Origin of the sequence: Planococcus sp. CAU13, assembly GCF_000775575.1 — a bacterium.
GTDB lineage: Bacteria > Bacillota > Bacilli > Bacillales_A > Planococcaceae > Planococcus.
This window is the reverse complement of the sequence record NZ_JRGN01000309.1, coordinates 1-21,463: the sequence shown is the minus strand read 5'-3', so window position 1 is coordinate 21,463 and position 21,463 is coordinate 1. Positions and strand designations below refer to the sequence as shown.

Annotated in this window: 20 protein-coding genes; 3 read left to right on the top strand and 17 right to left on the bottom strand. The window is 49.0% G+C overall.

Annotation, left to right across the window (positions count from 1 at the left end):
* Positions 1 to 7 precede the first annotated feature (7 nt).
* The 5 genes from recG to KW93_RS14225 form a co-directional block, all read right to left on the bottom strand.
* Positions 8 to 2,071: an ATP-dependent DNA helicase RecG gene (recG, locus tag KW93_RS14245; protein ID WP_235318426.1), complete on the bottom strand. Its 2,064-nt coding sequence runs from the start codon at positions 2,069 to 2,071 to the stop codon at positions 8 to 10.
* Entirely contained in the window at positions 2,040 to 2,939 is a 900-nt protein-coding gene (sdaAA, locus tag KW93_RS14240) for an L-serine ammonia-lyase, iron-sulfur-dependent, subunit alpha (protein ID WP_033543704.1), read from the bottom strand. The genes recG and sdaAA overlap by 32 nt, the downstream gene beginning before the upstream one ends.
* A gap of 17 nt (positions 2,940 to 2,956) precedes the next feature.
* Positions 2,957 to 3,619 (bottom strand): L-serine ammonia-lyase, iron-sulfur-dependent subunit beta, encoded by a 663-nt coding sequence (gene sdaAB, locus KW93_RS14235; RefSeq protein WP_033543703.1) that lies wholly within the window; start codon positions 3,617 to 3,619, stop codon positions 2,957 to 2,959.
* A 172-nt stretch (positions 3,620 to 3,791) separates the two neighbouring features.
* Positions 3,792 to 5,444 carry a DAK2 domain-containing protein gene (locus KW93_RS14230; protein ID WP_033543702.1) on the bottom strand — a complete coding sequence of 551 codons (1,653 nt, stop codon included), beginning with the start codon at positions 5,442 to 5,444 and terminating at the stop codon, positions 3,792 to 3,794.
* A gap of 18 nt (positions 5,445 to 5,462) precedes the next feature.
* Positions 5,463 to 5,825: an Asp23/Gls24 family envelope stress response protein gene (locus tag KW93_RS14225; protein ID WP_033543701.1), complete on the bottom strand. Its 363-nt coding sequence runs from the start codon at positions 5,823 to 5,825 to the stop codon at positions 5,463 to 5,465.
* 220 nt (positions 5,826 to 6,045) lie between these two features.
* On the opposite strand from KW93_RS14225, the gene rpmB reads away from it, so the two are divergent.
* Complete coding sequence (rpmB, locus tag KW93_RS14220) at positions 6,046 to 6,234, top strand: 50S ribosomal protein L28 (protein WP_033543700.1); 189 nt, start codon at positions 6,046 to 6,048, stop codon at positions 6,232 to 6,234.
* Between the two features lie 64 nt (positions 6,235 to 6,298).
* Here rpmB and KW93_RS14215 read toward each other — a convergent pair whose 3' ends face one another.
* From KW93_RS14215 to gmk, 12 genes are all read right to left on the bottom strand, one after another.
* Positions 6,299 to 6,940, bottom strand: a complete 642-nt coding sequence (locus KW93_RS14215; protein ID WP_033543699.1) for a thiamine diphosphokinase — start codon at positions 6,938 to 6,940, stop codon at positions 6,299 to 6,301.
* Complete coding sequence (gene rpe, locus KW93_RS14210; protein WP_033543698.1) at positions 6,937 to 7,602, bottom strand: ribulose-phosphate 3-epimerase; 666 nt, start codon at positions 7,600 to 7,602, stop codon at positions 6,937 to 6,939. Before rpe ends, KW93_RS14215 begins: the two co-directional genes overlap by 4 nt.
* The gene (gene rsgA, locus KW93_RS14205) at positions 7,595 to 8,491 is read right to left on the bottom strand and encodes a ribosome small subunit-dependent GTPase A (RefSeq protein WP_033543697.1); all 897 of its coding nucleotides are present in this window, start codon (positions 8,489 to 8,491) and stop codon (positions 7,595 to 7,597) included. Before rsgA ends, rpe begins: the two co-directional genes overlap by 8 nt.
* 14 nt (positions 8,492 to 8,505) lie before the next feature.
* Positions 8,506 to 10,491 carry a Stk1 family PASTA domain-containing Ser/Thr kinase gene (gene pknB, locus KW93_RS14200; protein ID WP_033543696.1) on the bottom strand — a complete coding sequence of 662 codons (1,986 nt, stop codon included), beginning with the start codon at positions 10,489 to 10,491 and terminating at the stop codon, positions 8,506 to 8,508.
* 2 nt (positions 10,492 to 10,493) lie between these two features.
* The gene (locus KW93_RS14195) at positions 10,494 to 11,243 is read right to left on the bottom strand and encodes a Stp1/IreP family PP2C-type Ser/Thr phosphatase (protein ID WP_235318428.1); all 750 of its coding nucleotides are present in this window, start codon (positions 11,241 to 11,243) and stop codon (positions 10,494 to 10,496) included.
* 40 nt (positions 11,244 to 11,283) lie between these two features.
* Positions 11,284 to 12,630, bottom strand: coding sequence for a 16S rRNA (cytosine(967)-C(5))-methyltransferase RsmB (rsmB, locus tag KW93_RS14190; protein WP_033543695.1), 1,347 nt, complete (start codon positions 12,628 to 12,630; stop codon positions 11,284 to 11,286).
* Positions 12,627 to 13,559, bottom strand: a complete 933-nt coding sequence (gene fmt / locus KW93_RS14185) for a methionyl-tRNA formyltransferase (RefSeq protein WP_033543694.1) — start codon at positions 13,557 to 13,559, stop codon at positions 12,627 to 12,629. The genes rsmB and fmt overlap by 4 nt, the downstream gene beginning before the upstream one ends.
* The gene (gene def / locus KW93_RS14180) at positions 13,556 to 14,068 is read right to left on the bottom strand and encodes a peptide deformylase (protein WP_033543693.1); all 513 of its coding nucleotides are present in this window, start codon (positions 14,066 to 14,068) and stop codon (positions 13,556 to 13,558) included. The genes fmt and def overlap by 4 nt, the downstream gene beginning before the upstream one ends.
* A 19-nt stretch (positions 14,069 to 14,087) precedes the next feature.
* Entirely contained in the window at positions 14,088 to 16,484 is a 2,397-nt protein-coding gene (priA, locus tag KW93_RS14175; protein WP_033543692.1) for a primosomal protein N', read from the bottom strand.
* On the bottom strand, positions 16,474 to 17,679 hold the full coding sequence (gene coaBC, locus KW93_RS14170; protein WP_033543691.1) for a bifunctional phosphopantothenoylcysteine decarboxylase/phosphopantothenate--cysteine ligase CoaBC: 1,206 nt from the start codon (positions 17,677 to 17,679) through the stop codon (positions 16,474 to 16,476). Before coaBC ends, priA begins: the two co-directional genes overlap by 11 nt.
* Before the next feature lie 73 nt (positions 17,680 to 17,752).
* Complete coding sequence (gene rpoZ, locus KW93_RS14165; RefSeq protein ID WP_033543690.1) at positions 17,753 to 17,977, bottom strand: DNA-directed RNA polymerase subunit omega; 225 nt, start codon at positions 17,975 to 17,977, stop codon at positions 17,753 to 17,755.
* Positions 17,977 to 18,597 (bottom strand): guanylate kinase, encoded by a 621-nt coding sequence (gmk, locus tag KW93_RS14160; protein ID WP_033543689.1) that lies wholly within the window; start codon positions 18,595 to 18,597, stop codon positions 17,977 to 17,979. The genes rpoZ and gmk overlap by 1 nt, the downstream gene beginning before the upstream one ends.
* 132 nt (positions 18,598 to 18,729) lie before the next feature.
* Between gmk and KW93_RS14155 the strand changes: the two genes are divergently transcribed.
* Positions 18,730 to 20,394, top strand: coding sequence for an Rqc2 family fibronectin-binding protein (locus KW93_RS14155; RefSeq protein ID WP_033543688.1), 1,665 nt, complete (start codon positions 18,730 to 18,732; stop codon positions 20,392 to 20,394).
* Positions 20,395 to 20,573: 179 nt separating this feature from the next.
* Positions 20,574 to 21,416 (top strand): transporter substrate-binding domain-containing protein, encoded by an 843-nt coding sequence (locus tag KW93_RS14150; protein ID WP_033543687.1) that lies wholly within the window; start codon positions 20,574 to 20,576, stop codon positions 21,414 to 21,416.
* Positions 21,417 to 21,463 lie beyond the last annotated feature (47 nt).

Here is a 21,463-nt window from a genome sequence, read left to right as displayed (position 1 = left end):
TGCATTCCTAATCGAGCCGCGCCATCGACAACGCACCGGATTCCTCCAGCATCTTCCGCAGGCACGCGGTTTCATCACTGGTCCAGAAATCGTCACTGTTGACGAGGCTTTCCGCATCTTTTCTGGCTGTTTCCAGCGCCCGGTAATCGTGGATCAGATCAGCCATTTTGAATTCAGGCAGACCGCTTTGTTTGCGTCCAAAGAAATCTCCCGGTCCCCGTAATTTCAAATCCTTCTCAGCCAGTACGAATCCATCGTTCGTTTCAGTCATTGAAGTCATCCGCTCTTTGCCGATTTCCGTTTTCGGATCGGCCAGCAGCACGCAATAGGATTGTTCGCTGCCACGCCCGACACGGCCACGCAATTGGTGAAGCTGCGAAAGACCGAAACGTTCCGCGTCATAGATCAGCATGAACGAGGCATTTGGTACGTTGACGCCGACTTCGACGACCGTCGTTGACACAAGCACCGCAATTTCGCCTTCTGTGAAAGAACGCATCGTTTCTTCTTTCTCGTCCGAATGCAGACGCCCGTGCATCAGACCGACTGTATATTTGCCATGGAAATAACTCGACAGCTGGCTGTACAGTTCCACCGCATTCTGAAAATCGAGTTTATCCGACTCTTCGATCAGCGGGCAAATGACATATGCCTGGCGTCCTGCTGCCAGTTCTTTTTCCATCCGGCCGACGATTTTCCCGAACATGTCTTTTTTCATCCAGAACGTCTGGATTTCTTTTCGGCCGACCGGCATTTCGTCAATTACCGACACATCCATTTCCCCGAAAGCGGAAATCGCAAGCGTCCGTGGAATCGGTGTCGCCGTCATAAAAAGAACGTCCGGGTTATAGCCTTTGTCTTTTAAGACGCGCCGCTGGTCCACACCAAAACGGTGCTGTTCATCCGTTATGACGAGACCCAGTTTTTTGAACTGGACATCCGGCTGGATCAGCGCATGGGTGCCGATCAGAATATCGATTTCCCCCGCCGCCAATTGCTGCAGGATCAGCTGACGTTTTTTGCCTTTGACTGAACCCGTCAGAAGGGCGATCGTAATGGGAAACGGCCGGAACCATTGCTCAAGCGTGTTGGCGTGCTGTTCAGCCAGTATTTCCGTCGGTGCCATCAACGCTCCCTGCACACCGGCAGTAACCGTGGCATATAGAGCGATCGCCGCGACAACCGTCTTGCCGGATCCCACATCTCCCTGCAGCAGCCGGTTCATGCGGAACGGCTCTTTCATATCTTTGGAAATTTCATTGACGACCCGTTTTTGTGCTTCGGTCAATTCGAACGGCAAAGACTGAACGAAATTCCGTACCTTTTCAACGTCGTAGTCAATGAAAGATCCGCCTTCCTCTTCGCGGTTCTTTTTGCGCAAAGCCTGCATTTTCAACTGAAACATGAGGAGCTCTTCGTAAACGAATCGCCGGCGCGCCTGTTTCAGCGAGTCGCCGTTCGGCGGGAAATGAACCCATTCCAGTGCATCTGCGAGTGGTACCAATTTATATTCCTGCAAAAATTTCGGCGGGATGCATTCCTCGAGATCGTCTTTTGCAACGTCAAGCGCCTGGCGCATCAGCTTGCGGAATGTTTTCTGATGCATAGACCCCTTCAGGCTGTATACCGGTTCAAAATCCGCACCTTCCGTACGGGGGCCGAGCGAATGGTTCGAGACGGTGATGATCTGGCGTCCGCGATCCCACTTTCCTGAGATGGTGATGATTTCACCGATGTGCAGCTTGGTTTTGACATAATGCTGGTTGAAAAACACGGCCTTTATCAAATGGCGCCCCACCATTACCTGAACCGTCGTGCGGGATTTGTTTTTTCCTAAAAAAAGGACGGAAGGTTCACTTTCGACCCTTCCCTCCACAGTTACCCGTTCATTATGTGGCGTGTCCACCAGATCCTTCAGCTGAAAATCTTCGTGGCGGAACGGAAAAGTCATGATCAGATCATGGATCGTTTCAATGTTCATTTCCTTTAAAGTTTCAGCTGCCTGTTTGCCGACGCCTTTCAGCGCCGTCACAGGATCGTTACTTGCCACTGCCGACAACCGCGCCGCCAAAGATCTTCGCCTCCAGCCATTTGCCCGTAGGAGTCGCAGCCAGGCCGCCTTTGGCCGTTTCTTTCAATGCACTCGGCATCGACTGGCCAATTTCGAACATCGCTCCGATCACTTCGTCGCAAGGGATGCGACTGGTAACGCCCGCAAGCGCCATATCAGCCGCAACTACCGCATTCGAAGCTCCCATGGCATTTCGTTTTACGCAAGGAACTTCCACTAATCCCGCCACCGGATCGCAGACCAGTCCGAGCATGTTTTTCATCGTAATTGCAAAAGCTTCCGAACTCTGCTGCGGTGATCCGCCGGCCATTTCAACGATTGCCGCTGCAGCCATCGCCGCAGCTGAACCGACTTCCGCCTGGCAGCCGCCGGCAGCGCCGGATATGGAGGCGTTGTTCGCGACAACAAATCCAAATGCGCCGGAAGTGAATAAATAACGGATCATCTGTTCACGAGTCGGATTCAACTGGTTTTTAACCGCAAACAATGTACCCGGCACAACGCCTGCCGAACCGGCAGTCGGAGTGGCACAGATCGTACCCATTGCCGCATTGACTTCGTTCGTTGCCACTGCTTTGCTGACAGCATCGAGCATCAGCGTGCCTGACAGGGAATTGCCTTTTTCGATATACGCCTGCAGGAGGACAGCGTCTCCGCCAGTTAACCCGGAAACGGAATGGACGCCTTTCAGGCCTTTTTCAACCGCTTCTTCCATCACCGTCAGATTGCGTTCCATCTGCACCATAATTTCTTCACGGCTGCGCTGGGTGATGAGCATTTCCTGCTCAATCATGATTTCTGAAATCAATTTATTTTCTGTTTCTGCACGTTCCACCAATTCTTTAACGTTGCGGAATAATACATCCATTTATAATATCCTCCTCTTCAGTCAGCAATCCGTGTCACTTGTGTGATATTCGGCAGCTGCCGCAATTCATCCATCACAGCTTTGTCCACCGTCTGGTCCACTTCGATGACCATTAAAGCCATTTCCCCTTTTTGGCGCCGCGACACTTCCATATGGCCAATATTGATATCATGCCGATACAGGCAGTTGGAAACGTTTGCAATACAGCCCGAGCGATCATCGTGCACGACCAGAATGGCCGGGTGATTGCCTGACAGCCGCAGCGGGAAGCCGTTCAATTCCGTGATTTCAATCTTGCCGCCGCCGATGGAAATGCCCATCATCGACATTTCAGTCTGGCTGTCGCCAATAACGACGCGTGCTGTATTGGGGTGGTCGGTGTGACCGGTCTCCGGAATAAACTCGAAAGCCATACCGGCTGCTGCCGCTTCTTCAAATGAAGTTTTAATGCGTTCATCGTCTGTATCATAATCCAGCAGGCCGCCGACAATCGCGACGTCCGTGCTGTGTCCTTTATAAGTTTCGGCGAAAGAGCCATAAAGATGAATTCTTGCCCATTCCGGCTGCCGCCCGAACAGATCCCTCGCTACTCTTCCGATGCGGGCTGCTCCCGCGGTATGCGAAGAAGATGGTCCGATCATGACCGGACCGATAATATCAAAAACAGATTTGAACTTCATGGCTCAAACCCCTTTCCCTCAATTTGCGTATAATTCCAGTTTAACATGAATGATGCGCTTTAGACAAAGATAAAAATGCTTTCAGCCCAAGAGGCATGGGCGATCGGAGCAACTTATGAAATGCAAAAAACCGCCGAAGAAAAGGGGTGGCCTTTTCTTCGGCGGCTTGAATTCATTCCACAGAAATAATATAAGGATAGAGCGGCTGTTTGCCATTATGGATTTCAACTTCCACTTCATCATTCAGCGACTCGATAAATTCGCCGAGCTTTTCGGCATCCTCCTTCGTCACATCTTCACCGTAAAGAATGGTGACGATTTCTGAATCGGAATCGATCAGCTTTTTCACCAATTCTTCCACAACATTTTCCAGGCTTTCGTTTGAGACGACAATCTTCCCATCCGATATGCCCATAAAATCATCTTTTTTGATGGTGATCCCATCAATGGAGGTATCGCGCACTGCAAATGTTACAGAACCCGATTTTACATGCTCCGATGCGCCGGACATCGTTTTCCGGTTTTCTTCGACGCTCGCTGAAGGGTTGAATGCGAGCAGCGCAGCCATTCCCTGAGGTACGTCCTTAGTCGGCACCACAGCGGCTTCAATATCAAGAATTTCGGCCGCCTGTTCAGCAGCCATGATAATGTTTTTATTGTTCGGCAGAATCAGCACGCGTTCAGCCGATACCGAACGGATGGCGTTGACGATATCTTCCGTGGAAGGGTTCATGGTCTGCCCGCCTTCAATGACATAGGAAGCGCCGATTGAGCGCAGTAATTCTGCCACGCCTTCTCCCATCGCTATTGTCACCACGGCATATGGATGCTTCGTGTCCTGCTTGTTATCCGCTTTTTTAAAGTCTTCTCCGACAATATCGATATGCTGCTGGCGCATATTTTCGATTTTCATGCTGATCAGGCTGCCGTAATCCTGGCCGTATGTAAGTACTTTTCCGGGTTCTTCCGAGTGGATATGGATTTTCGCCACTTCGTCGTCTGCAATAACAAGAAGTGAATCTCCGTAAGCACTCAAATCCGAACGGAATTCCGCTTCGTTGAATTCTTTTTTACCGTCTTCGAATTTCACCATGAATTCTGTGCAGTAGCCGAATTCAATATCTGCTGTGTCCATAAACCCGGCAATATTCTTATGATGTTCAGCGCTGACCAGGTCATTCATCGAATCGTTGACATGCTTCTCCGGCAATGGCTCGCCTTTCAGGCAGGCCAAAAAGCCTTCAAATACATAGACGAGCCCTTGTCCGCCGCTGTCCACTACGCCAACTTCCTTTAATACCGGCAGCAGATCCGGTGTCCGCTCCAATGAAGCTTTCGCTTCCGTAAGGATTCCTTCAAACAACACAATGATATCTGTTTCATCTTTCGAGAGTTCCATGCCTTTGGCTGCCGAATCTTTCGCCACGGTAAGGATTGTGCCCTCCACCGGTTTCATGACAGCTTTATAGGCCGTTTCGACACCATGCTGAAGAGCCTCAGCCAATTGCTTTGCCGACAATTCCTTCTCGCCCGCAATCGCTTTGCTGAAACCGCGGAACAATTGGGATAGGATTACGCCCGAGTTGCCGCGCGCTCCCATCAGCAGGCCTTTCGACAGAGCAGCGGCAGTTTTGCCGATATGCTCCTGGACGTTGGCCTCTGTCTCTTTTGCACCCGATGTCATGGATAAATTCATATTAGTTCCCGTATCGCCGTCAGGCACTGGAAAGACGTTCAACGCATCTACATAATCCGCATTCTGGAACAAATGATGAGATCCCATTTGAACCATTTCGGCGAATTTAATTCCGTTTAATGACTTCATAACCGCTTCTTCCTCCTCCTACGGGTTCGTTACGCGAACACCTTGAACATAGATATTTACTGCCTTTACAGGCATGCCAAGCGTTTTCGTGATTGTATATTTCACTTTTGACTGTACCTGGTAGGCAACTTCTGAAATCTTCGTCCCATAACTGATGATGACATACATATCTACGATCAAGTCGCCGTCTTCCTGGCGCACAATCACACCTTTGGCAAAATTCTCTTTGCGAAGTATATCAGTCAGGCCATCGCGTATTTGATGTTTTGTCGCCATTCCGACAATGCCGTAGCATTCGATTGCAGCACCACCGGCGATTTGAGCGATTACATCATTGGAAATATCGATTTGGCCATAGTCATTTTTAATTTCAATCGACATCAGAATTCCTCCTTGAGTCCTATTTCACTCTTTTCATTCTACAACAAACCCCTATATAAGAAAAGCAGGCGTTTTAAGGTGTAAAGGTTTTTTTCTTTAAAGGGCATCAAAATTAGTTGCAATGGCCAAATGTCTATGGTAAATTAGTAAAGTATGTGAAATGAAAAACGAACTGAAATTCTATAATAATTTTCAGCTTCACTTGTGAGGAGGTACTTACATGGCTAAAGTATGTGCAATCAGCGGACGTAAAGCTCGCGCTGGAAATGCTCGTTCACACGCGATGAATTCGACAAAACGTACATGGGGAGCAAACCTTCAAAAAGTTCGTATCCTTGTTAACGGCAAACCGAAACGCGTTTGGGTTTCTGCGAGAGCATTGAAATCAGGAAAAGTTGAGCGCGTTTAATCGTTCTCATGAATAATGCCAGGTCTGACTATCGTCAGCCTGGCATTTTTTCGTGGGGATTTTTTTATTCATCTGCGCTTTCGATCATGATGCAGTTTCCTTCCATAAAAGAAACAACGCCGGCACTTCCGAGTTCATTGCTGATGAAGCGGGTTGATCCGAACGGAATGGTTTCATCCAGCACTTCATATTTGAAGCCGCTCAGGCTGAACCTTTTTATTTCTTCGGCGAACGGATAAAAGGAAATATAGCGGTAGCGGCTGTCGCGCTGGATCGCATGGCTGCCAGCCTCCAGAAATCGGATGCGGTTCTGTTTATTGATCAAAAAGAACTGGATCTGCGGATAACTCAGCTGATAATCGTACAGGGCATGGAGCGCACTCATATAATGATCGAGCCGCCCGCCGGTAACGCCTGTAATGATGACGGTTTCCGGCTGGTGGGTAAGGGCTTCCGCCAATGCCAGTTCCGTATCGGTTTCATCTTTTTCGGCAGCTGCCGGTTCCAAATCCGGAAAAATTCTTTTGATGCGTTCGAATTGCCCAGCTGAAACAGAATCAAAATCCCCTATCGCTGCGGCAGGACGGATGCCTCTTTCCAATAACTCCACAGTTCCTGCATCGACTCCGATGAAGAGCGCTTCCGGCGAGATGGAAAAGTCCGGCAATTCGTCCGCCGGACCTCCCGCCACAATAATCACTTTCACGATATCGCCTCTTGGCCCGCCTTTTTGATGCTTTGCAGGGCGGCGGCCCGGTCAACACTCCCGTAAATCGCCGATCCGGCCACAAAAACATTGGCGCCGGCTTTGGCGCAGGCGACGATTGTTTCTTCATTGATGCCGCCGTCGATTTGGATGTCGATATCCAGACCCCGGTCTTTGATGATGCCGGCCAGCTGCTCCACTTTCGGCAACACGGAAGAGATGAATTTCTGCCCGCCGAAACCTGGATTGACTGTCATGAACAGCACAAGGTCAATGTCTTCCAATATCGGAAGTATGGATTCGACCGGCGTGTGCGGATTCAGCACGACTCCCGGCTTCACGCCGAATGAACGGATCAATTGAATCGTCCTGTGCAGATGCGGACTCGCTTCCACATGGACGGTAATATAATCTGCTCCCGCTTTTGCGAAATCTTCTATATAACGGTCTGCATTTTCAATCATCAGATGGACGTCGAACGGCAGTTTAGTCAATGGACGGATCGCCTGCATGACAGGGGCGCCGAATGAAATATTCGGAACAAAATGGCCATCCATGACGTCGATATGGATCCAGTCCGCCCCTGCTTTTTCAACTGCCAATACTTCTTCGCCCAGTTTCGAAAAATCTGCGGCGAGTATGGACGGTGCAATTTTAATCATTGGAATACCTCGGCTTTCTGCTCATAATTTCTTCCAGGAATTTCAGGTAATGTTTGTAGCGGTATTCCGGAATCTCTCCGGAATCCACTCCTGCCTTGATGGCACATTTGGGTTCATTCAAGTGCAGGCATTCCCGGAACTTACAGTCGTTGGATCTTTCCGCCATCTCCGGAAAACAGCCCGACAGTTCCTCTTTTTCAATCTCATCGAAATCGAACGAACTGAATCCCGGCGTATCAGCCAGCAGGCCGCTGTTGACTTCAATCAATTCCACATGGCGCGTTGTATGCTTGCCGCGGTTCAGCGCTTTGGAAATATCATCCGTTTTTAATTCGAGGGAAGGAAGAATCGTGTTCAGCATGGTCGATTTGCCTACGCCGGACTGGCCGGCAAGCACACTGGTTTTTCCTTCCAGCACCGGCATCAGCCGCTGCTGCAGTTCGGGGTCATCGATATACGTCGGAATGACTTCATAGCCGATTTTTTCATAATCAGCGATAAATGCCTGTATAGCGGGCTCCTCTTCTTCATTGAGCAAATCCATCTTGGTCAGACAAATGACCGGCTGAATGCCATGCTGTTCAATCGCGACCAGGAACCTGTCCAGTAATAACGGATGAAAATCCGGTTGCTTCGCCGAAAAAACAAGAATTGCCTGGTCGATATTCGCTATCGGCGGACGGACAAGTTCATTTTTGCGCTCGTAAACGTGCAAAATCGTCCCTTCCAGATCATTATCCGCTTTATAATCCACCATATCCCCGACCAGCGGCGAGATTTGCCTGTTTCGGAATACGCCACGGCCGCGGCATTGAATATACCGCTTACCATCTTCATCCAGCACATAATAAAATCCGCTGAGAGCTTTTCTTATTTGACCTTTCGGCATACAGTTCCTCCTTCTTACTCCACGTTATTATATTCAATCGTTTCTTCATCGATCACCCGGTTGTCACGGAAAATACGATAGACGGCCTGATTTCCTTCAGCAATCTGCAATTGGATCCGGTGTTCGGTATCTTCGGTGATCGTAAATTCTTCCACCGGCTCGGCCATGGTCCGCGTTTCATCCTGAATATAGATCTGGACCAGCTGCTCCACAGGCTCTTCGCCTTCTTCTGCCGGCGTTTCAGGTTCATATGGAATCGTAACCGTATGGATGTATGTCTTCTGCGGCATTTCCGGACGTCCCGATGACAGAACGACGTCAATTTCGGCTCCCGCCTCCAGCTCGCTGTTTGCCGCAGGCGTTTGACTCAGGACAGTACCGGCTGCCACTTCAGACGAAGTTTCTTCTCCGACTATATTGATATGGAACCCTGTCGAACGGGCATATTCACTGAGAGCCGCTTCATCGTATCCCGACAAATCAGCAACTGTGCGCATGTCCTTGCCTTTACTGACAATGAATTCAAGTTTTGTTTCACTTGGAATGATTTCGCTGCCCGCTTCCGGATTCTGCTCCAATATGGTTCCTGCAGGTTCATCTGAAAAACGTTCAGTTTGAGTGACATCCAGAAATTTCGATTCCACCAATTCCATGGTCTGCTCAATATCACGGCCGACATAATCTGCCAGTTGGGCAGATTCTTTGCCGAGGCTTAAAAATAACTGGATTTCCGATTCCTTGCTTCTGAGTTTGCCCGCTTCCGGAATTGTCCGGATTACAGCTCCTTCTTCGACTTCCTCGGAATAACGTTCCTGTTCTTCTCCTATGACAAATCCGGCAGCCTGAAGTTCTTCGACCGCTTCATCCCGCTCCATACCGGCTACATCCGGAACAGTCACCTGCTGCGGCCCGAAAAGATCCGGAAACGCTAATGCAACCGTTAAGCCTGCAATGACAAGGAACAGCAATGCTCCCACAATCCATGGCCATTTCTTTTTCTTGTCCTTGACCGGTGGAGGAGGCACCTGCTGTTTATCGGTTTTTGCATTCTTTTTAACCGGTGCTGTATTTGTAATTGTTTCTTCCGCACTGATGTAAGGCGACGAATCTTTGATTGCCGGCATTGCACGCGTCGCATCTTCGTCTATGGGCGCCCTGAATTTCGGCTCATTCAATCTTTCCGGCAATAAGACTGTCGACAAATCTTCATCCATTTCATCCGCCGACTGATAGCGGTGCTGCGCATTTTTGGCTGTCGCTTTCAACACTACATTTTCCAGGCTCTGCGGTATTGTTGGAACGATTTCACGCAGCGACGGCGTCTCGGTCTGCAGGTGCTTCAGAGCGATGGAAACAGCGGATTCGCCTGAAAACGGCAGCCTGCCTGTCAGCAATTCGTACATGACGATGCCCAGGGAATAAATATCCGACTTTTTCGTGGCGTTGCCACCGCGTGCCTGCTCAGGCGAGAGATAATGGACGGTTCCGAGCACTGAATTGGTTTGCGTATACGAAGTGGCACTCAATGCCATCGCGATGCCGAAGTCGGTAATTTTCACATTGCCATCGGCATCCATCAGAATGTTCTGAGGTTTGATATCCCGGTGGACAATCTGGTTGTGATGGGCATGCGCAAGTGCGGATGCCAATTGTTTCATAATCTTTACAGCCCGTTCAGGCTGCAGTGGTGAATGTTCGATTATGTATTCTTTCAGCGTTTTTCCTGGTACATATTCCATGACCAGATAAGGCATTGAGCCGTCTTCCCCGACATCGAAAATGTTGACGATATTCGGATGGGCCAGACTCGTCGTTGACAGGGCTTCTCTTTGAAACCTTCTCCGAAGCTCTTCTTCGTTTGAAAAATCGTAGCGCAGGATCTTGATGGCAATATCACGGTCCAAAATCATGTCATGCGCTAGATAGACGTTCGACATGCCGCCTCCGCCGATCAATTTCAATATCTTATAGCGGCCATTGATGTTTCTGCCGATTAACATACTTACACCTCCCCAGCTTTCGAGGCAAGAAGCACGAACGAAATATTGTCTTCTCCTCCCTTTTCATTGGCAAGATCGACAAGATCTTTTCCTTTTTGCGACAGGGCCGCTTCGGAACGGAGAATTTCCGCGATTTCTTCTTTGGACATTTTATTGCTGAGGCCGTCGGAACAAATCAGCAGGTAGGCAGATTCGCTTAGTTCCAGTTCAAGCATTTCACCTTCAATACCCGGTTCTGTTCCAAGGGCCCGCACAATCCAATTCTTTTTCGGATGATCTTCCGCTTCTTCTTCACTGATTTCACCATTATCGACAAGCACGTTGACATACGAATGGTCGCGCGTAATCTGCTCTGCTTTGCCATTGAATGTATACACCCGGCTGTCGCCGATATGGCAGATGACGCAGGAATTTCCTTCTATCAAAGCGGCAATCAGCGTGGTGCCCATCCCTTTGCATTCTGGATGGTCCCCTGCATATTCATAAACCTCCCTGTTGATGAGCCTGATTTTTTCATCGAGCCACATTTTCTTGCTGTCCACTGACAGGAAATTTTCTCTGTCAGCTTTCATGAACAGGCTGCCCATTGCAGCAACCGTCATTTCACTGGCAACATCTCCCGCTTTATGGCCGCCCATCCCATCTGCCACCAAAACCAGCATCAATCCGTCCGGCCGGTGAAGGACCGCCACACGATCTTCGTTCACTTCCCGCTTTTTTCCCGTATCACTTTCCATGACATAATGAAACAACAAACTCTACACCTCATCCCAAGTCAATTAGAATTGCTGATTATTCAACCGTTTGTTTTTTACGAAAAGCGGCAATGAAAAATCCATCGCTTCCGAAATCCTGTGGAAACACCTGTACAAATCCGGCATGTTTGACACCCAACGCGTCGGGCAGGCTCACTTTTATCTTCTCCATATTTGGATGCTCTTTCAGAAACCTTTCAGCCGTGCCGCGGTTTTCTTCATTGTCCACAGTGCACGTGCTGTACACCAGGATGCCTTCCGGCTTCAGTAATTGCGCCGCTTGGTCCAATAATTCGAGTTGAATTTCCTGAAGTCTGCTGAAATCCTCTGCTTTTTTCGTGTATTTGATATCCGGCTTCCGTTTGATGACGCCCAGCCCGCTGCAGGGTGCATCGACCAGCACACGATCGAATTGTTCGGTGCCGAAGCGGTCGACGCTCTTTTTGCCATCGCCGGTTTCAGCCGTAATGACGGAATGGCCAAGGCGTTCAGCCGATTCTTTGATCAGCTTCACTTTATGCGGATGAAGGTCCATCGAATACAATTCGCCTTCATTGTTCAGCTTTTCCGCGATATGGGTTGATTTCCCGCCGGGTGCCGCACACATATCAAGCACCTTCATACCCGGCTCCAGCTGCAGCGCGTATGAAGGCAGCATGGAACTTTCATCCTGGATAGTGATGAAGCCTTTTTCAAATGTCACTGTTCGAGCCGGCTGGCCATTTGTCACCACGAGGCATTCCGGTATGATTTCACTCGGCACCGCTTCAAGCCCTTCGGATTCCAGCATTTGGATCACTTCATCGACAGTTGCCCGCACAGTGTTGACGCGCACGGTCTGAGATGGAATTTTATTGTTTTCCAGCGCCATTTCACGGGTTTTTTCAAGACCGAATTGTTCCGCCCAACGTCTGATCATCCAAGCGGGATGGCTGGTTTCGATCGAGATTTTTTCGATCGGATCGGCAATCTCATTAAATGAACGGACGCCTGAGCGCTGAACCGAACGCAGAACGCCGTTCACCAATGAAGCCACTCCTCCGTGTCCCCGCCTTTTCGCAATTTCCACCGCTTCGTGGACAACCGCATGGGAAGGTATGCGGTCCAGGTAAACGATCTGATACAGCGACATGCGGAGCAGCGTCTTGACCCATGGTTCGATTTTGCCTTTCAAATACGGCTCGAGATAATAATCGAGTGTCATTTGGTGCTGCAGCGTGCCGTAGGTTATTTCCGTCAGCAGACCACGATTTTTTGCGGATATGCCGTAGCTTTCTATGGTCTTATTCAATAGAAGATTGCTGTAAGCCTGCTGGTTTTCAACTGCCCACAGAATCGAGAATGCAGCGTCGCGGACATTGCCGTGCAATTTTTTGTTTTTCATTCAAATAAATCTCCTGCCTGGATTTTGGGTCCTGTTAAATATTCTTTCGCCGTCATCCGTTTTTTGCCGGCTGGCTGCAATTCGGTTATTGCCAGAATTCCTTTGCCCGTCTGCACATGGATGGCGTCCTCAGACAGCCTGACAACTTCGCCGGGGCGTCCCGTCTCAGATCCTTCAGCTGGTTCGGACCACCAGATTTTCATATTGTCCCCTTTGAAACTGGTATAAGCCACCGGCCAGGGATGGAGGCCGCGCACCTGGTTGTACAGCTCTTCAGCGGACTTGTTCCAGTCGATGCGCTCCTGCTCACGTGATATATTGCGCGCAAACGTGACGAGTGATTCGTCCTGTTGAATGCGCTGATTCGTGCCTTCTATAATAGAAGGCAAAGTATCTCTCAGCAATTGCGTTCCGGCTGCGCTGAGTTTCTCGAACATGCTGCCGGTGTGATCGTGCTTTTCGATGGGCACAGCACTCTGCGAAATGATATCGCCCGCATCCAGCCGGTCCACCATGTACATGATGGTGACACCTGTTTCTTTTTGTCCGTCAATGATCGCCTGATGAATCGGCGCACCACCGCGGTAAGCGGGCAATAATGAAGCGTGTACATTAATCGCACCAAGTTTCGGTGTTTCCAATATTTCTGTCGGAAGAATCTGTCCGAACGCCGCGGTCACCACCAAATCCGGGTTCAGATCAAGAACAGCTTGAAACTCTTCGGGATTTTTCAGTTTCTGCGGCTGAAAAACCGGCAATCCAAGGCGCAATGCCTCCTCTTTGACCGGCGTCGGTGTCAATACTTTTTTGCGTCCAACGGGGCGGTCGGGCTGAGTCACAACAGAGACGACTTCATAGCCTTCTTCAACCAGCATGCGGAGGATCGGAACGGAAAAAGCAGGGGTTCCCATAAATACGATTCTGGTCAAATGGTTCCCTCCTCTTCTTCCTCCTGTTGGCGGATCATCTCATCCAACTCTTCCTGAGTGACATATTTTGAAATTTTGCTGGTGAATAAAACGCCATCCAAATGATCCATTTCATGCAAAATCGCGCGGGCTTCATATCCTTCAGCTTCCAGTTCATACCAGGAACCATCACGTTCCTGCGCTTTGATCTTGATATGGTCGTAGCGTTCCACTTCCCCGAAAATCCCTGGGAAACTCAGGCAGCCTTCAATATCCGTATCGGAGCCTTCATATAACACAAGTTCAGGATTGATCATTTCAATGCGGTCCTGTCCTTCGCGGAAATCGACGATGGCGGCGCGAACTGCAGTTCCGACCTGAGGAGCTGCAATTCCCACCCCATCCGCTTCAAGCATGGTTTCATACATATCATCCAGCAGAACGGCCAGATTCTTATCGAAAGTCGTAACCGGCTCACAAACTTTTTCCAGTACATCGCTTGGGTGTTTTACTATCGGGCGTATCGCCATTTGGAATTCCTCTTTTCTTTTACATGACCGAAGTCGGATTCATATCGATTGCTAATGTCGCTCCTTTTTTCAACCATTCGGAACGATAAATCTTAATCAATTGCTGCATCACTTCGGTCAGTTTCGGTTCTTTTTTGTATTTTATCAAACATTGATAGCGATATCTATTGTTGACGCGGGCTATCAAAGACGCCGAAGGGCCGATAATGATCGTCTGCGGCGACAGCTGAACACGCAGATATTCGACGGTCTGTTCAGCATATTCCGACACTGTCATCAGATCTTCATGCGTAAACTGGATATTCACCACGTAGTAATAAGGAGGATAGCCGCTTGCCCGCCTCATCGCCATTTCCTGATCGTAAAAAGGTTCATATAATTGGTCTTTCGCCAAAGTGATCGCATAATGCTCCGGTGTATACGACTGGACAAAAACGGTTCCCGGCAGCACATCACGACCCGCCCGGCCGCTGACCTGTGTCAGCAATTGATAGGTTTTCTCGGCAGCCCTGAAATCCGGCAGATGGAGCGTGGTATCTGCTGACAGCACGCCAACCAGGGTGATATTCGGAAAATCGAGACCTTTTGCAATCATTTGTGTACCGAGGAGAATATCGGCTTTTCCTTCACCAAAAGCGTTCAGGATCTTTTCATGGGCTCCTTTGTTTCGTGTCGTATCGACATCCATGCGCAAAACGCGCGCTTCCGGAACCAGTTTCGCCAATTCTTCTTCCACTTTTTGTGTACCGGTTCCAAAAAATCGGATATGCTCACTTTCACATTCCGGACAGGTGTGAGGCACACGTTCATCATATCCGCAATAATGGCATTTCATCGTTTCGCTCGACCGGTGATAGGTCAGCGATATATCGCAGTTCGGACATTGCATGACCGTACCGCAGTCCCGGCAAAGCACAAAGGAGGAATAGCCCCGTTTGTTCAGGAATAAAACCGTTTGTTCCTTCTTCTCCAGCCGGTCCCGGATGGCTTCTGCCATTTGCATGGAGAACATCGAGCGGTTGCCGTTTCTCAGCTCTTCGCGCATATCGACGATGTGGACCGAAGGCAAAGGCTGGTTTTGCGCGCGTTTTTCCAGCACGAGCAATTCGTAAACCCCTTTTTGAGCCCGCGCATACGATTCAAGTGAAGGTGTGGCGCTGCCCAAAATGACCGGGCAACTATGGTATTCACCTCGCCAAATGGCGATGTCGCGCGCATGATAGCGGGGTGAGTCGTCCTGCTTATAACTGGATTCATGTTCTTCATCCAGAATGATCAGGCCAAGTTTTTCGAAAGGAGCGAATATCGCCGACCTTGCACCAACTGCCACTTTTACTTCTCCGCGCTGGATTTTCCGCCATTCATCGTATTTCTCCCCTGCCGACAGCCCACTGTGAAGAACGGCCACCATGTCACCGAAGCGTTCTTTAAAACGCAGCGTCATCTGAGGAGTCAATGAAATTTCAGGAACCAGCATGATCGCTTCTTTTCCTTCATTCATCACCTGTTCAATTGTCTGCAGGTAAATTTCGGTCTTGCCGCTTCCCGTAATGCCGTGAAGCAGGAACGTCGTTGGTGAATTCAATGACTTATCAATCGCTTCAAACGCCTGCTGCTGCGCTTCAGTAAGCACAAGGTTCTCTTTTTTCACGACTTCTGTCAGCATTTTCGGGTCGCGGTACGTTTCAACTTGCGAAAATTGAGCCGCGCCCTTTTCGACCAGGCTGTAAATTGCAGGCAATGTAACGCCGGCAGCTTTTTGCAATTCGGAAGATTCAATGGCAAGTCCGGGGTTCATTTTCATAAAATCCATCAGCTTGAGCTGCTGTTTGGCGTTCGCCCGGACTTCGATGTTATCGAGCTCATCCAGTGATTCCGCGATGTGGACCATGCGCACTCGTTTCACGGCAGTCTGCTGCTGAATATTTGTATCGGCAATAATGGTGCCTTTATCCAATTCTTTTTTGATCAGGCCATATACGTCTTCTGCGTCCTGCGTGCGAATAAACTGTTTATCACCGAAATAGGGATGCAACCTCGAATCGATTCCTTCCAGTCCGCCGTTCAGCACAAAACGTTTTTCGTATTTTGCCCGCAGTGCAGCCGGGACCATAACTTTCAGCGCGTCAATTTCAAAACAGACCGTCTGTTCTTTCATCCACGCTGCCATTTTCAGCAGTTCCGCATTAAGCACCGGAACGACATCCATTAATTCGTGGATCGGTTTGACACGGCTTGGATCCAGATCCGTCGTTTCTTTGATATTGGTGATGAACCCGAGTACTTTTCTGTTCCCAAAAGGCACTTTCACCCGCATCCCCGGTTCTGCCAATGCTTCCAGTTTTTTCGGAACAGCATAGTCAAATGGCCGGTCAATCGGATGGGCAGCAACATCAACAATAATTTCAGCGTACATTAAGCATTTCCCTTTCAGCGATCAGCTTCAGCAGCTCCCGTGCCAGCTCCTGTTTCGGAAGAAGCTCGAACGATTTCTCAAAATCCGCTTTGCCGTACACCGTCACCCGGTTGGTGTCCGATTCGAATCCTGACTGCGATTCAGTCACATCATTGGCAATGATATAATCGGCATTTTTGCGTTCCAGTTTGCTTTTGGCGTAGTGGGCGACGTCGTTGGTTTCAGCCGCAAAGCCGATCAGAATCTGACCATCTTTTTCAGTTCCCAAATAATTGAGGATATCCGTCGTGCGCTCGAGAGCGATGGACGAATCGCCTTCCTGTTTTTTCATTTTCTGCCCATACAGCGTTTTTGGCCGGTAATCGGCGACTGCCGCGGTTTTGATGACGATATCGGAACTTGCAAATTCCGCTTTTACGGCGTGCAGCATGTCTTCTGCACTTTCCACAAAAATCCGCTTGACGCCATACGGTGCCGGAAGTGAAACCGGACCGCTGATCAGGATGGTTTCAGCGCCGAGTTCAGCGGCAGCCTGCGCCATGGCATAGCCCATCTTGCCGCTTGAAAAATTTGTCAAAAAACGGACAGGATCGATTCGTTCACGCGTCGGTCCAGCAGTCACCACTACTTTTTTGCCTTGCAGAAGCGGTTCACGCATAAAAAATCCATTGACCAATTCGGTGATTTTTTCCGGTTCTTCAAGCCTTCCTTTGCCGACATAGCCGCATGCCAAAAAGCCTTCGCTCGGTTCGATAAACCGAATGCCGTCTTCGTGCAGCTGCGCAATATTGCGTTTGACTGCCGGGTGGTCGTACATATGTACGTTCATAGCCGGCGCAATCCAAATCGGTGCGGTTGCCGCAAGCAATGTCGTGGTCACCATGTCATCACCGATGCCGTTCGCGAGTTTCCCGATGACATTTGCGGTGGCTGGTGCAACGATGATCAGATCTGCCCAGTCTGCAAGATCGATATGAGCAATTACCGATGAATCCTTTTCGTCAAACGTATCATAATAGACATCATTTCTGGACATGACCTGGAAAGTCAGCGGCTGTACAAACTGACGTGCGGATTCGGTCATGATGACTTTGACTTCTGCTCCTGCCTGAGACAGTTTACTGACAAGTGCAACCGCTTTATAAACGGCGATTCCACCGCTCACACACAATAGAATTTTGCGTTTTGCCAACAATGCAAACACCCTTTCTAAACAACAAACTCCCAAAGAACAAAGTTGCTCTGGGAGTCGTCAATTGTCATAATGGTTAGATTTCGTCATCGTAGATTGCAGATTCGTCCTGATGCACCTGTGTCAAAGCGCCTTCTGCAATTTCCTCAAGCGCTTTGCCGACCGGTTTGGCGGAAACGTAACTCGCCAATTTGTCATCGCCATGTTCGTGCAATTGGCGTGCCCGTTTGGAAGCCAAAGCCACCAACGAGTATTTTGAATCAATCTGGCTTTTCAATTTGTCAACGGATGGATATAACATCAAGCATTCTCCTTTAGCATATCAAAATATCTTTTTTCTACACGTTCGCGCTTGCAGTGTTCTGCAATGATTATGGCGTTGATGCGGTCACATGCGTGTTCCACTTCATCGTTTTCTACTACGTAATCATAAAGATTCATCATTTCGAGTTCCTGCCTTGCCGCACTTAAGCGGGAAGCGATGACTTCATCGGATTCAGTGCCGCGCCCTACAAGCCGTTCTTCAAGTTCTGACAGGCTTGGCGGCGCCAAAAAGATGAACAGGCCATCCGGAACTTTGTCCCGCACCTGCGCAGCTCCCTGGACTTCGATTTCCAGAAATACGTCACGGCCCGCATCGCGCATCTTATTGACGTACTCCAGGGGAGTGCCGTAATAATTGCCGACGAACTCAGCGTACTCAAGCAATTGGCCCTGCTCGATCAATTCCTCGAATTCATGGCGCGTCTTGAAAAAATAATCGACTTCGTCCACTTCGCCTTCCCGCGGTGACCGCGTCGTCATCGATATGGAGTATTCATAATTCGTATCCGGCTGTGAGAACAGCTCTTTTCTGACTGTGCCTTTGCCGACCCCGGAAGGTCCTGATAACACGATCAGCAGTCCGCGTTGTTTCCTCATTTCATTACCCACCTTAACCACCGCAATTACATCCGGTCTATATTCTTCGTTTTGTAACTAACTGTCTTATTATATCATAATACACGCTGGAAATGATAAGATGGAACAAAACGATTTGAAAGAGGGATTTTCATGGCATTTGATGGATTATTTACAAAAGCGATGACCACGGAACTGCAGCAGCTGGTCACCGGCAGAATTTCAAAAGTTCATCAGCCCAATCCGCTGGAACTGCTTTTACATATTCGAGCACAGGGATCCAACCATAAATTATTGATTTCAATCCACCCTTCCTACTCGAGGATTCACCTGACAAAAGAAGCGAACATCAATCCTTCCGAGCCGCCGATGTTCTGTATGCTGCTGCGCAAGCATATCGAAGGCGGCGTCATCACAGAAATTTCCCAGCACGGCATGGACCGGCTCATAATTTTGAAAATCAAGGCGAAAAATGAAATCGGCGATGATATCGAGCGTGAGCTTCATGTTGAAATGATGGGCCGGCATTCGAACGTCATCCTGGTCGACGCAGAACGGATGATGATTCTTGACAGCCTGAAACATCTGCCGCCGAGCGTCAACTCGTTCCGCACGATTCTGCCGGGACAGCCGTATATTTTCCCGCCGTCCCAGGACAAGAAAGATCCTTTCTCATCGATTGAAGAGCTCACGGCTCTTGATGACAAGGAAATGGTCCAGTCGTTTGCAGGTTTCTCACCGCTGACAGCCCGCGAATTGCATTACCGGCTGTCGAACGCTTCCGATAAGAATCCGGAGGCCGAGAAATTTCTGGAGGATTTCAGCACTGCTTCACCTGCCGGCTATTATCTTGAGCACGACGGCAAAAGCTTTTTCTCTGCAACGCCGCTCACGCATATCGATGCCCCTGCACTCGATTTCCCGAATCTGAGCGACCTGCTCGACCGCATGTACTATGCGAAAGCCGAGCGCGACCGCGTCAAGCAGCAGGCCGGTGATCTCGAACGCTGGCTGCAGAATGAGATTTCGAAACTGAAACTGAAGTTAAAGAAATTGAAAAAAGAACAGGACCAGGCGGAAAAACGCGAAGTGCTGCAATTGAACGGCGAGCTGATCATGGCAAATCTCCACCGCATCCAAAAAGGCATGAAGGAAATCGAAGTGGACAATTATTATAATGAAGAAAAAGTGCTGATTCCGCTCGATCCGCGCAAAACCCCGATTGAAAACTCCCAGCGGTTTTATTCGCGTTACCAGAAAGCCAAAATCGCTGTAGTAAAAACCCAGGAGCAGATCGATAAAACCGAAGAAGACATCGCTTATTTCGAAACGCTGATGTCACAGGTCCAGCAGGCAGGCATTTCCGATATTGAAGAAATTCGTGAAGAACTGGCCGAACAGGGTTATATGAAAGCACAAAAATCGAAGAAAAAGAAAAAACCGGTGAAGCCTTCTGTGGAAGCGTACATTTCCAGCACCGGGGTTCCGATATCTGTCGGTAAAAACAATAAACAGAACGATTACGTGACCTTCAAAGTGGCCGCGAAATCCGACACCTGGCTCCACACGAAAGATATTCCCGGATCCCATGTCGTCATCCATCACCCTGAGCCGGACGAAACGACGATTATGGAAGCCGCGACCATTGCCGCTTATTTCAGCAAAGCACGTGAGTCCTCTTCTGTGCCGGTGGACTATACGGAAGTACGCCAGGTGAAAAAGCCGAACGGCGCCAAACCCGGATTTGTCATCTATTTTGAGCAGAAAACCGTTTTTGTGACACCTGACGAAGAACTCGTCATCAAATTAAAAAAATAAGTGAAGAACAGCCGTCCTGAACGTAAAAAGGCGGCTGTTTTATTTTTACATAATATAATTAGCGATTTTTCAATTGCTGAAATGTTCTGCGTTTTTGAAAAGAGGTCTCTTATATTGCTCTTCCCGATTCTTAATGCTATGTTTTTATAGGATTATAAATAATAGGGGGTTTCTTCACCATGTTGAAAAACAAAAAATTTTTCCCGCTTGCTTCATTAATTGCATCGTCCGTGCTGGTTCTTGCAGCGTGCGGCGGAAATTCTGACGAAACTGCAGAAAAAGCGACTGCCTGGGATGAAATACAGGAAGAAGGCAAATTGACGGTTGCTACATCCGGCACATTGCTTGCGACTTCTTTCCATGATCCGGAAACCAATGAGCTGACCGGTTTTGAAGTGGAAGTGGCCCGCGAAGTGGCGGAACGCCTCGACCTCGAAATCGAATTCACGGAAATGGGCTTTGACGAAATGCTGACAAGCGTCCGGACTGGCCAGGTTGATATAGCCGCAAACGACATTGAAATTTCCGAAGACCGCGAAGAAGAATTCATCTTCTCCACGCCGATCAAATATTCCTACGGCACAGCAGTTGTCCGTAAAGACGATTTATCAGGCATCTCTTCACTAGAAGACCTTGAAGGCAAAAAAGCTGCTGGCGCCGCTACTTCCATCTACATGGAAATTGCCCGTGAATACGGAGCTGAAGAAGTGACATACGATAATGCAACAAACGAAGTCTACCTGCGTGACGTATCCATCGGCCGCACGGATGTCATTTTGAACGATTATTACCTGTCCACATTCGGCGTAGCCGCTTTCCCTGATCTGAACATCACCATCCATCCGGACATCAAGTATTTACCGTCTGAAGTCGGATTGGTCATGAATAAAGACAATACCGAACTGGCTGAAAACGTTGACCGTGTCATCAATGAAATGCTGGAAGACGGCACCATCACTGAGATTTCCAAAGAGTTCTTCGGCGGAGCGGATGTTTCTGTAGAAGTGGATATCGAGGAATAAAATAAGAAAAGCGACAACGAAGAGATGGCCCAAGGTTTATGGGCCCA